This window comes from Cupriavidus sp. MPR-AND1C, assembly GCF_058809705.1.
Map to the genome: position 1 here is coordinate 29,913 of NZ_JBXASU010000005.1, position 11,745 is coordinate 41,657.

The window sequence follows — 11,745 nt, forward strand, 5'->3', positions numbered from 1 at the left end:
TTCCCCATGCAAAAGATCCATATCGAACTCACCGTCAACGGCGAAGACCACAGCGTGGAAGTGCCCGCGCGGCGCCTGCTGTCGGACCTGCTGCGCGACGACCTCAACCTGACCGGCACCAAGCGCGGCTGCGAGACCGGCATCTGCGGCGCCTGCTCCGTGCTGGTGGACGGCGAAGTCATGAAGTCCTGCCTGATGCTTGCCGTGCAGGCACGCGGGCGCGACGTGACCACCGTCGAAGGCCTAGGCGCTGGCGGTGAGCTGCACCCGCTGCAGCAAAGTTTCATGGAGTGCGGCGGCCTGCAGTGCGGCTACTGCACCCCTGGCTTCCTGATGACCTCCTGCGCCATGCTGGCGCATAACCCCAACCCGACAGAAGAGGAAGTCCGCGCTGGCCTGAACGGCAACCTGTGCCGCTGCACCGGTTACGTCGGCATCGTCGAATCCATTCTGTGCGCCGCGGAGAAAATGCGTGGAAATTGAAAAAAACCTGATCGTCGGCGCAGCACCGGCGCAAGTTTGGGCACTGCTGCTCGATCCCAATGTGATGGGCGGCTGCGTGCCGGGCATGCAGTCGATCGAGGTGGTCAGCGATGTGGAGTACATCTCGCACATCCAGGTCAAGATTGCCTTTGTCAGCGCGCGCTTCAAGATCAAGACCACCATCGTGGAGATGCGCGCGCCCAACTACCTGCGTAGCGAAGGCACGGGCGAGGACGCCTCCGTGGCCAGCTCGCTCAAGCAGTCCAGCGAGATCTTCCTGACCGGGCAGCCCGACGGCAAGACCGAACTGCGCATGAAGATCAACGTGGACGTGCTGGGCCGCCTTGGCACGTTCGGCCTGAGCGTGATGAAGACGAAGGCCGACCGGATGTGGGAGGAGTTCGGCACGAATCTGTCGGCGCGGCTGGTGGCGCCCGCCGAGGCGGCGCCGGCTGCGGCGTGCGCAGCGCCCGCAGCAGCGGATGTGGCGCAAACGGTTGCGAAGGAGCAGGCCCCTTCGCCCGCCGCGCCCGGCTCCGCCATCGAGGGGATTCCCGCTCGCCCGGCCGTCATCCCGGCTCGCACCGTACAAGCCGGCCCCAATCGCGGCGCAGGCTGGTGGTCGCGCCTGTTCTCGCCCGCGCCCGCTGTGGACAGGGGTCCGCTCACGGATATCTGCATCGAAGTGCGCCAGCCCAATGCGACCATTACCGTGCGCTGGCCGGCACAGCACGCGGGCGAGTGCGCCGCCTGGCTGCGGGACTATCTGAAGTGAGCGCGCGCGGCTTTGGTGATGGAAGTGCTGGAGGATAGATGCAGGGCGTGTTATATCGGACAGTCGCGGGCGGCGCATCGGGGTGCACGGTGCGTTATCCGCACAGGCCGGGCCTCAGAGCAGGGCCGCAGCCAAAGCCGTTACCATATCGCACGCCAAAGTACTCATTCGCAGAGATATCACCATGACAGATGCCCTCGAGCCTACCGATCTCCAGGACAAGTACATCGTGCCGGGGCTGGAACGCGGCCTGCGCCTGCTGGGCGAGTTCAGCCGCAACGAGCGGACCTTGTCTGCCGCCGAACTGGCGCGCCGGCTTCAGGTCCCGCGCTCCACGGTGTTCCGCCTGCTGACCACGCTGGAGATGATGGGCTTTGTGGAGCGTACCGATGGCGGCCGTGAATTCCGGCTCGGCATGGCGGTACTGCGCCTTGGCTTTGACTACCTCGCCTCGCTGGAGCTGACCGAGCTCGGCCGGCCACTGCTGGACCGCCTGCGCGACGAGGTCAACTACCCATGCAACCTGGTGGTGCGTGACGGCCGCTCCATCGTCTACGTGGCCAAGTCCGTGGCGCCTACGCCGTTCGCCAGCTCGGTCAACGTCGGCACCCGCCTGCCGGCGCACGCCACCGTGCTTGGCCGCGTGCTGCTTGAAGACCTGACGCTGGCGGAACTGCGTGATCTCTATCCCGAGCCGCAGCTGGAAGTCTTCTCGGAGAGCACGCCCAAGACCGTCGAAGCACTGTTCGACATGGTCCAGCGCGACCGCCAGCGCGGCTACGTGCTGCAGGAAGGCTTCTTCGAAACCAGCATCTCGACCATCGCCGCGCCGGTGCGGGACCGCAGCGCCAAGGTAGTGGCGGCGCTTGGCACCACCATCCCGGCTTCGCGGATCGATCCCGAGCGGCTCCATGGCATGGTGGAGCAGGTGAGGAGCGCGGCGGGCGAGCTATCCCGGTTGCTGGACTATCGGCCGTCGGAAGGTGGAGCGGTAGTCAATTTGTAGGGCGCGGCCAGCGCGGCGCCAGGCTTGTCGCCTGGCCGTGACGGCCAAGCACCGCCACTTCCCCTTGCCGCGCAAATCCGGCATTGGGCCAGGCCGGGACCAGGAATGTGCACTGGAAATTCGTGTCTAACTACACGAACGCGTCAGGAATTGGCGATGGGCACATGTATCAGAATCCTCACAATCGGTGCGGCCATGACGCTGGCCGGGTGCGCGGCAGTGCCTGCCTATGATGGCTACGGCTATCCGGCCGAAGGCACCTATCCTTACGGCGCTTACCATCCCGCTTACCCCTATGGCCCCTACTATGACTACGGCTGGTGGCCTGGGTTTTATGGGGGTGGCGCTGTGTTCTTCCATGGTGGTGGCCACGGCGGTGATGGTCACGGCGGTGATGGTCACCATGGTCATGGCGGCCACGGCGAGGGGCATGGGGAGGGCCATGGCGGTGGTCATGACGGTGGTGGTCACAACGGTGGCAGCCATGGCGGCGGCCATGGTCGATGAGCGTTCGAGCAGGCCCAATCGGAGCCCGTCATGCCGGTTCTCTCCCTACTTGTCGTTGCCCTGCTGATCGTCGGGGTGTACGCGTTTGCGATCCGGGCAATCTTTCATCGCGAACCCAAGGCGCGGGGAAGACCCGTCCGGCGTTGCCGACGGCATTACCCGCGCACCTGACGGCGAGCGAATTCCGCATCCGGCTTGACTGCCTCCTGGGCGTCCATCCCTTATTCGTTCTGGGTGTTGGCGATATGCCTGCTAATCTTGCCTTGTGCAGAACCTGTGCGGAAAAATGAAGAGGAGGGCAATATGGCAGCGGTCCGCGAATCCTTGATTCACGAGCTCCACCCGACGCAGCTGACGGTGGGCATGATCGAAGTGCAGGACAAGAAGAAACACCTGGCCTCGCTAAAGCCTGCGGAGCAGCGTGAGTTCCTGCAGGCCCATCCGATCCCGGTAGTGAACGGGCCGGGCGGCAAGCTTTACATCACCGATCACCATCATCTCGGGCGGGCAGCCTTGGAGGCCGGCGTCACCAGTGGCTTTTTCACCGTGGAGGCCGATCTGTCGGCCTGCGCGCAGGACGATTTCTGGGTGCAGATGGACAAGAACCTATGGGTTCATCCCCTGGACGAACACGGCGTGCGGCACCGCTACGCTGCGGTTCCCAATCACCTCGAGAAACTGGTCGACGATCCATATCGGTCGCTGGCCGGGTATGTCCGGGATGCTGGTGGCTACACCAAGACGCCTACCGCCTTTGCGGAGTTCGTGTGGGCGGACTTCTTTCGCCGCGCCATCGCCGTCGAGGACCTTAGCGCCGACTTCCACTCGGCGGTTCAGCGAGGCATCACGCTGGCAAAAGGCAAGCTGGCTGTCGGCCTGCCAGGATACGCCGCGTAATCAGCACCAGAGCATGACGGAGGGGCCGCAGCCCCTCTTGCCTAGCTCTTGCTTGAGGCTATCAACTATCAACTATCGGCAAATGGCGATAATTGATCAGCGCCAGGGCAAAATTCAATGGCCGATTTGCCGGCTCACGGTGTTTTCCTGCTGATTGAGAGCCTGCTGTTCCGTCCGGGTGATATGGCCGCCGTTCTGGCTTGCCATCGCGCGTTCTTCCTGGCGGATCTGGTGATCTTCGCCGTGCAGCTTGGCCGCCTGTCCACGCGACATTTCCCCCTCCTTGACCTCGTGGTGGATGCGCTTGTCCTGGTTGGACAGGCGGTTGTTCACCTGCTCGCGGCGAGGGTGATTTCTCTCCCACCGTGTATCTTTGTCGTTGGCCATCGCGCCACCTGCCATGCCTGCTGCCAGAACAGCGATAGTCACACTGCCGATAACCTTACGCATAAACATAGTGAACTCCCTGGTTGTTGATGCTCGGTGCAATTTGCCGAACATGGCCAACTAACGCGGCAGAATTTGGCGGCGATGACAGGTGCCAGACAGAGCTCTGTAACGAATTATCTACGTGCCAGCGAGTCCGCGCGCCACCGCGGCATCCCCATTTTTGGGCTCTTATATCGCTAACCGAAGGAGGAGCCGGATCCCTGCGAGGGCGAGGATGCGCATCCTTGCACTGCTTGTCGCTGAGGGGTTTGATGCGGATTGGCATGACAGCATTGGCATCCTGAAGGCTGTACCCTCAAAAAAGTTGGGTATCGGTGGTAGGCCTTGGCAAACGCCAGACAACAAAAAACCCAGAGAGCTTTCGCTATCTGGGTTTTCGGCAACGTAGGCAGTTGCTAGCCACTAATTTGGTGGGTGGTACAGGGATTGAACCTGTGACCCCTGCCGTGTGAAGGCAGTGCTCTACCGCTGAGCTAACCACCCCTGCTGCTGCGCTGTTACTGTCGTGCTGCAGAGAAACGAGATTATGTCAGCGCCGTTGTATCTTGTAAAGCCCTTCCTGGAAATTTCTGCAAAAAATCCGTTGGCTGCTTTCGGCCGGCAATCTTGAGCTGCCTATGCAGCTTCGGTCGCCGGCGGTGCTTCCTTCCATACGACCTTGCCGCCGCTCGCCTTTTCCAATTGCTTGAGCACCGCCAGGTGGGCGGTGGCTTCATCTTCGCTGGCCATCAGCACGGGCAGCTCGAGGCGGGAGAGGTCGGTGGCGGCCACTGCGTCGCTGTCGGCGCCGCCGCCGTCGAGCATATCGATCACCAGCGAGTTCTGGCCGCGCGTCATGGCGAGGTAGACCTCGGCCAGCAGCTCGGCATCTAGCAATGCGCCGTGCAGGGTACGGTGGGCGTTGCTGACGCCGAGGCGGTCGCACAGGGCGTCCAGCGAGTTGCGCTTGCCGGGGAACATCTGGCGGGCTTCGCGCAGGGTGTCGATCACATTGCCAGCGTGCTCGCGAAACGGCGGCAGCCCGACAAGCTTGAACTCCATGTCGAGGAAGCCAAGGTCGAAGGGCGCGTTGTGGATGATCAGCTCGGCGTCCTGGACGAAATCCCGGATCTCGTTGACCACTTCCGCAAACTTGGGCTTGTCGGCCAGGAAGTCCACGGTGATGCCGTGCACCGCGATCGCGCCTTCGTCGATATCGCGTTCCGGGTTGACGTAGAAGTGCAGGTGCCTGCCCGTGAGGCGGCGGTTAAGCAGCTCCACGCAGCCGATTTCAATCAGGCGGTCGCCGGTGGCGGCGCTCAGGCCGGTGGTTTCTGTGTCGAGAACGATCTGTCGCATGGCGGGCATTCTAACCGGTGGGGCAGGGGAGGAGTCGGGCCGGCGTGGGGCGCGATGAGGCGGTACGGAGCCGGCTTTATCCCTTGAGCGAGTCGACGCCACGGTTGGCAAGGGCATCGGCGCGTTCGTTGCCGGGGTGGCCGTTGTGGCCGCGGACCCAGTGCCAGGTGATGTCGTGCTGCCGCGCGAGCTTGTCCATTTCCTGCCAGAGGTCGGCGTTCTTTACCGGCTTCTTGTCGGCGGTCTTCCAGCCGCGGGCCTTCCATCCCGGCAGCCATTCGCCGATGCCCTTCTGCACGTATTGGGAGTCGGTGTAGACCTTGATCCGGCAGCGGCGCTTGAGCGCGCGCAGGGCCTCGATCACGGCCGTCATTTCCATGCGGTTGTTGGTGGTGAGGGCTTCGCCGCCGAACAGCTCTTTCTCATTGGTGCCGGACACCAGCACGGCGCCCCAGCCGCCGCGCCCGGGGTTGCCTTTGCAGGCGCCGTCCGAATAGATGATGACGTCTTCGATTTCGCTGGGTTCCATTGGGTATTGATTAGCTAATCTAAGGCTGGCACCGCGATGAGGCGGGGCCGACCGGGGTGATTGGGGGGCGGCAGCGCATGATGGCGCTTAATGCTCGTCGCCGGGGGACTTGCCGTGGGTGCCCGTGGGGGTCGCCACCGGCGCGGCGACTGGCGACAGGGCAGCCTTGGGGCTCTTCCAGGCGGGCCCGACCAGGCGGATATTGCGCACGCGCTTGACCGCCGAGATCATATAGACTGAACCGAAGATCGGCCACCAGCGGTCGCCGGCCTTCTCCATGAAGGCGGCGCGCTGCAGCCAGCGCTCCGTGTGGTATGGCGGGCAATAGCAGCCGAACCGGCCGCGGATAATATCGAAACCCAGGAGTTTGAGCCAGTCCTTGATGCGCACGAAGCCGATGGACTGGCTGTCGTTGGGCAGGAAGGGGTCAGCGCCGAGCCGCTTGAGGCCTTGGCGGGCGCCCCACAGGCTCATGGGGTTGAAGCAGGTCACCACCACCCGGCCTTCCGGCATCAGCACACGGGACACCTCGCGCAGCACCTCGTGCGGGTCTTCCGAAAACTCCAGGATGTGGGGCAGGGTGACCAGATCGATACTTTGCGTCTCGAACGGCAGTTCGTCGAAGCGGCACAGCAACTGGCGCGAATCGGCCTGTGCCCGTGGGCCGTGGGGCCCGTTGCCGGGGGCAAGCGCCAGTGCGGAGAACGGCATGCGGTTCTCGCGCAGGGTGTCGATGTGCGGCAGGCCGAGCTGCACCGCGTGGTAGCCGAAGATATCCACCACGGTCCGGTCGTACTGCGCCTGCTCCCACTGGAGCATGTATTGCCCGGGTGGCGAGGCAAGCCAGTCTTCCCAATTTATAATCGGACGCTTGGACATAGGAGCACGCATGTTGAAGGTGGAGCCGATTCCCGCATTCCAGGATAACTATATCTGGGCAATCCACGACGGTCACTGCGCCGCCGTGGTCGACCCCGGCGAATCCGCGCCGGTCGAAGCCTTCCTGGCACGCGAGGGGCTGACGCTGGGCGCTATTGTAATCACCCATCACCACGGCGATCACCAGGGCGGGGTGGCCGGGTTGCTGGCGGTGCATCCCACCGCGCCGGATGGCGCCCCGTTGCCGGTCATCGGTCCGGCCGGCGAGCGTATCGGCGCGCGTACCGTGGCGGTGCGCGAGGGCGATACCGTCAACGTGGCGCATCCGTCGCTGCAACTCAAGGTGCTCGACGTGCCGGGCCATACCGCCGGTCATGTCGCGTACGTGGCGGACCTGCCGGGCGCGGGGCCGTCGGTCTTCTGCGGCGATACGCTGTTTGCCAGCGGCTGCGGCCGCCTGTTCGAGGGCTCGCCGGCGCAGATGTTGTCGTCGCTGGACAAGCTGGCGGCGCTGCCCGGCGCCACCCGGGTGTACTGCGCCCACGAGTACACCCGCAGCAATGTGCGGTTCGCCCGCGCGGTGGAGCCGCATAATGCCGAGCTGGCAGCCTGGGAGGCACGCGTGGATGCGTTGCGCGCGGTCGGCGCACCGACCGTGCCGACCACCATCGGGCAGGAGCGCGAGGTCAATCCCTTCCTGCGCTCGCGCGTGCCCGCGGTACGCGAGGCGGTGGCGGCCCACGCTGGCGGGGTGGCCGGCAATGACGCGGCGGCCTTTGGCGCGCTGCGCGGCTGGAAGGATGATTTCCGCTGATTTCCGCTTGCCTTCACGTCCTTTCGCGTGCCCGCAAGCCTTGGGCACGCTTGGCCGGAACGGCATTTTTCACGTACCCGATACGTCCCTGTCGGCCTCGGCCCGGCGCCGCGGCAGGGAGAATTTCATTGACGCGAAAGCCGCTTTTTCTTAGCATCAGGCAAATTTTTAGCGTCACGATTTGAGAACTTAATGAAAATTGGTCGATTACTGGCGGTAGTTGCGTGTGCCGCGCTGCTTGCAGCGTGTGCCAGCACGCCCACTCCGCCCGAGGGTGCCGATGGCGCCACAGCGACCGCCTCCGCTTCCAGGCCCGCGATTTCCAAGCCCGATCCGCTCAATTCGATCAACAGCGCAGGTGTCATCAACGTGGACCGCGACAGCATGGACTGGCTGCGCGGGCCGTCGAGCGACATCTGGGACCGCATCCGTCGCGGCTTCGGCATGCCGGACCTGGAAGGCACGCTGGTTGACGATCGCACGCAGTGGTACGCGCAGCGCCCGGAATACATGGAACGGATGGTGGGGCGCTCGAGCCGCTACCTCTATCACATCGTCGAGGAGCTGGAACGCCGCAAAATGCCCACGGAGCTGGCGCTGCTGCCGTTCGTGGAGAGCGCGTTCAACCCGCAGGCCGAGTCCACCGCCAAGGCGGCGGGCATGTGGCAGTTCATTCCCAGCACCGGCAAGAGCTACAACCTGAAGCAGAACATGTTCCGCGACGAGCGGCGGGATGTGCTGGCCTCGACCGACGCGGCGCTGGACTACCTGCAGCGGTTGTACGACATGTTCGGCGACTGGCAACTGGCGCTGGCGGCATATAACTGGGGCGAGGGCGCGGTGTCGCGCGCCATCGCGCGCAACCAGGCGCGCGGGCTGCCGACCGACTACGCCAGCTTGAACATGCCCAACGAGACGCGCTATTACGTGCCGAAGCTGCAGGCGGTCAAGAACATCATTGCCAATCCCCAGATGTATGGGGTGAAGCTGCCGGATATTCCGGATCACCCGTACTTTGTCACGGTGACCACCTCGCGCGACATCGACGTCAAGCTGGCGGCCAAGCTCGCCAACCTGCCGCTCGACGAGTTCAAGGCGCTCAATCCGTCCTTTAACCGGCCAGTGATCCTGGGCGCGGCAAATCCCCAGATCCTGCTGCCTTTCGATAACGCCGAGCGCTTCCAGTACAACCTGAACACCTACCGTGGGGGCCTGTCGAGCTGGACGGCAGTGACGGTGGATAACCGCGAGCGCATCGAGGCGCTCGCGGCACGGCTGAATATCGACGCGGACACGATTCGCGAGATCAACCGCATTCCCAAAGGCATGCGGCTGAAGGCCGGCTCCACGGTGGTGGTGCCGCGCTCCGAGGATCGCAACCAGGACATCAGCGCCACGCTGGCCGAAAGCGCCACGATGGCCATGGAGCCTGATGTGCCCGACGCACGCCGCGTGGTGGTGCGGGCCGGGCGGCGCGATACGGTGGCAACGCTTGCGCATCGCTATGGCGTGTCGGCTGGCCAGGTGCAGTCCTGGAACAAGCTCTCCGGCACCAAGCTGGTGGCGGGGCAGAGCCTGGTGCTGATGGTGCCGGCGCGCTCGGCGGCTCGCTTTGCCAGCGCGCCCGACCCGGCGCCCACCGCTTCCGCGCTGGTCCCCGTTCGGGCCGAACCGGTGCGGGGATCGGCCAAGGGACGCGCCGCGCCGCGCCAGCGCGTGACGGTCGAGGCCGCGCCGCGCAAGGGTGCCGCGGCCACGGCAAGGTCATCGGCCAAACCCGCGCCGACCGTTTCGGCAGCCAAGGCCAGCGCCAAGCCGGCCAGTGCCAAGGCGGCCAGCAAATCGGCGGCAGGGCCGGCGAAGACCAAGGCGCACGCGCGCTGAAGCGCAAGGGGGTTTGAGCCAGATCAAGGGCGTGCCAGTGGCACGCCCTTTTGCCTGGTGCGGCGCATCGTGGGTAAGCCTTGCGTAAGGCGGCATGCGCAGACTGCGGGAACCCGTGGCCAGGATCGGCCATGGCATGCCAGGCGCCAGGCCGCCCCGGTGGTGGCAAACTAGCGGCAGCAAATCAGCAAATCAGCAAACGACCCGACAAACAAACCAATAGCCCGCATCCAAGCGGAGGAGACAAGCCATGACGGCTACCCGTGCCCTGCACGCCCGCTCGCTGAGCGACCCTGAAGGCTTCTGGGCTGAACAGGCGCGCCGCATCGACTGGGAAACCCCGTTCGACACCGTGCTGGACGACAGCCGCCCGCCATTCACCCGGTGGTTCGTCGGTGGCCGCACCAATCTTTGCCATAACGCGGTCGATCGTCATCTGGCCGAGCGCGCGGACCAGGCCGCGCTGATCTACGTATCGACGGAAACCGGCCAGCACCGCACCTACAGCTACGCCGAATTGCACGACGAGGTCAACCGCATGGCCGCGATCCTGCAGCAACTGGGTGTGGTAAAGGGCGACCGCGTGCTGATCTACATGCCGATGATTCCCGAGGCCGCGTTTGCCATGCTGGCCTGCGCGCGCATCGGCGCCATTCATTCCGTCGTGTTCGGCGGCTTCGCCTCGGTGAGCCTGGCCGCGCGCATCGACGATGCGCAGCCGCGCGTGATCGTCAGCGCAGATGCCGGCTCGCGCGCCGGCAAGGTGGTGCCCTACAAGCCATTGCTGGACGAGGCGGTGAAACTGGCCACGCACAAGCCGGAGCGCGTGCTGCTGGTGGATCGCCAGCTTTCCCCGATGACGCTCACGCCTGGCCGCGATGAAGACTATGGCGCCTGGCGCGAGCGCGTTGGCGCGGCGCGCGTGCCGTGCGCATGGCTCGAATCGAGCGAGCCGTCCTATGTGCTTTATACGTCCGGCACCACCGGCAAGCCCAAGGGCGTGCAGCGCGATACCGGCGGCTACGCGGTCGCGCTGGCGGCCTCGATGGAATACATCTTCTGCGGCAAGGCCGGCGACACCATGTTCTCCAGTTCCGATATCGGCTGGGTGGTGGGGCACAGCTATATCATCTACGGGCCGCTGCTGGCGGGCATGGCCACGATCATGTACGAAGGCACGCCGATCCGCCCGGACGGCGGCATCCTGTGGCAACTGGTCGAGCAGTACCACGTCAACATCATGTTCAGCGCGCCCACCGCCATTCGCGTGCTGAAGAAGCAGGACCCGGCCTGGCTCACGCGCTACGACCTGTCCAGCCTGCGCCTGCTGTTCCTGGCCGGCGAGCCGTTGGACGAGCCCACCGCGAGCTGGATCCAGCAGGGCATCGGCAAGCCGGTGGTGGACAACTACTGGCAGACCGAGACGGGCTGGCCGATCATCGCGATCCAGCGCGGCCTTGACCCGCTGCCGGCCAAGCTCGGCTCGCCGGGCGTGCCGGTGTACGGCTACGACTTGAAGATCATCGACGAGGCCACCGGCGCCGAATGCCCGCCGGGGCAAAAGGGCGTGGTCGCCATCGACGGGCCGCTGCCGCCGGGCTGCATGACCACGGTATGGGGCGACGACGAACGCTTCGTCAAGACGTATTGGTCCGGCGTGCCGGGACGGCGCTGCTATTCCACGTTCGACTGGGGTGTGCAGGACGAGGATGGCTATATCTTTATCCTCGGCCGCACCGACGATGTGATCAACGTGGCGGGCCACCGTCTTGGCACGCGTGAGATCGAGGAGAGCATTTCGTCGCACCCGGCAGTGGCCGAGGTAGCGGTGGTGGGTGTGCACGATGCGCTCAAGGGCCAGGCGGCGATGGCCTTTGTGATCGTGCGCGACGCGGGCCGCACCGCCACCCAGGCAGACCGGCTGGTGCTGGAGGGCGATGTGATGAAGACCGTGGACCAGCAACTGGGGGCAGTGGCGCGCCCGGCACGCGTGTTCTTCGTCAATGCGCTGCCCAAGACGCGTTCCGGCAAGCTGTTGCGCCGCGCCATGCAAGCGGTGGCGGAAGGGCGCGACCCGGGCGACCTGACCACGATTGAGGATCCCACCGCACTCGCGCAGTTGCAGGCGGCGATGCAAGGCTGAAGGCAGGGGTGCCCGCCTTCCGGCGGGCGCTGCACTGCGC

At 65.0% G+C, this 11,745-nt stretch carries 12 protein-coding genes and 1 tRNA gene; 8 read left to right on the forward strand and 5 right to left on the reverse strand.

The genetic code is table 11. The annotated features are described in order from the left end of the window. The first annotated feature begins 6 nt into the window (after nucleotides 1-6). The 5 genes from AC1RWI_RS04705 (at nucleotide 7) to AC1RWI_RS04725 (ending at nucleotide 3,668) form a co-directional block, all read left to right on the forward strand. A complete protein-coding gene (locus AC1RWI_RS04705) occupies nucleotides 7-483 on the forward strand; it encodes a (2Fe-2S)-binding protein (RefSeq protein ID WP_043347658.1) in 477 nt (158 codons plus the stop codon). Next, the gene (locus AC1RWI_RS04710) at nucleotides 473-1,258 is read left to right on the forward strand and encodes an SRPBCC family protein (RefSeq protein WP_043347656.1); all 786 of its coding nucleotides are present in this window, start codon (nucleotides 473-475) and stop codon (nucleotides 1,256-1,258) included. The genes AC1RWI_RS04705 and AC1RWI_RS04710 overlap by 11 nt, the downstream gene beginning before the upstream one ends. A gap of 184 nt (nucleotides 1,259-1,442) precedes the next feature. Next, on the forward strand, nucleotides 1,443-2,264 hold the full coding sequence (locus AC1RWI_RS04715; protein ID WP_043347655.1) for an IclR family transcriptional regulator: 822 nt from the start codon (nucleotides 1,443-1,445) through the stop codon (nucleotides 2,262-2,264). Nucleotides 2,265-2,571: 307 nt separating this feature from the next. Next, nucleotides 2,572-2,838 carry a hypothetical protein gene (locus tag AC1RWI_RS04720; protein ID WP_492864852.1) on the forward strand — a complete coding sequence of 89 codons (267 nt, stop codon included), beginning with the start codon at nucleotides 2,572-2,574 and terminating at the stop codon, nucleotides 2,836-2,838. Between the two features lie 236 nt (nucleotides 2,839-3,074). Continuing rightward, nucleotides 3,075-3,668: a ParB-like protein gene (locus tag AC1RWI_RS04725; protein ID WP_043347650.1), complete on the forward strand. Its 594-nt coding sequence runs from the start codon at nucleotides 3,075-3,077 to the stop codon at nucleotides 3,666-3,668. Between the two features lie 114 nt (nucleotides 3,669-3,782). Here the strand turns inward: AC1RWI_RS04725 and AC1RWI_RS04730 are convergent, their stop codons facing one another. The 5 genes from AC1RWI_RS04730 to AC1RWI_RS04750 form a co-directional block, all read right to left on the reverse strand. Then, entirely contained in the window at nucleotides 3,783-4,070 is a 288-nt protein-coding gene (locus AC1RWI_RS04730) for a hypothetical protein (protein WP_082054898.1), read from the reverse strand. A gap of 456 nt (nucleotides 4,071-4,526) precedes the next feature. After that, a tRNA-Val gene (locus AC1RWI_RS04735) sits at nucleotides 4,527-4,601 on the reverse strand. A 132-nt stretch (nucleotides 4,602-4,733) separates the two neighbouring features. Then, on the reverse strand, nucleotides 4,734-5,456 hold the full coding sequence (gene dnaQ, locus AC1RWI_RS04740) for a DNA polymerase III subunit epsilon (RefSeq protein ID WP_043352077.1): 723 nt from the start codon (nucleotides 5,454-5,456) through the stop codon (nucleotides 4,734-4,736). 76 nt (nucleotides 5,457-5,532) lie between these two features. Next, complete coding sequence (gene rnhA / locus AC1RWI_RS04745) at nucleotides 5,533-5,970, reverse strand: ribonuclease HI (RefSeq protein WP_043352076.1); 438 nt, start codon at nucleotides 5,968-5,970, stop codon at nucleotides 5,533-5,535. Between the two features lie 102 nt (nucleotides 5,971-6,072). Then, a complete protein-coding gene (locus AC1RWI_RS04750; protein ID WP_043347648.1) occupies nucleotides 6,073-6,864 on the reverse strand; it encodes a methyltransferase domain-containing protein in 792 nt (263 codons plus the stop codon). 10 nt (nucleotides 6,865-6,874) lie between these two features. Here AC1RWI_RS04750 and gloB point away from each other — a divergent pair, with 10 nt between their 5' ends. The 3 genes from gloB to AC1RWI_RS04765 all read left to right on the forward strand — a co-directional run bounded on the left by gloB (nucleotide 6,875) and on the right by AC1RWI_RS04765 (nucleotide 11,705). After that, complete coding sequence (gene gloB / locus AC1RWI_RS04755) at nucleotides 6,875-7,678, forward strand: hydroxyacylglutathione hydrolase (RefSeq protein ID WP_043347645.1); 804 nt, start codon at nucleotides 6,875-6,877, stop codon at nucleotides 7,676-7,678. A gap of 192 nt (nucleotides 7,679-7,870) precedes the next feature. Continuing rightward, a complete protein-coding gene (locus tag AC1RWI_RS04760; RefSeq protein WP_043347643.1) occupies nucleotides 7,871-9,562 on the forward strand; it encodes a transglycosylase SLT domain-containing protein in 1,692 nt (563 codons plus the stop codon). Between the two features lie 250 nt (nucleotides 9,563-9,812). Further along, entirely contained in the window at nucleotides 9,813-11,705 is a 1,893-nt protein-coding gene (locus AC1RWI_RS04765) for a propionate--CoA ligase (RefSeq protein ID WP_043347640.1), read from the forward strand. Nucleotides 11,706-11,745 lie beyond the last annotated feature (40 nt).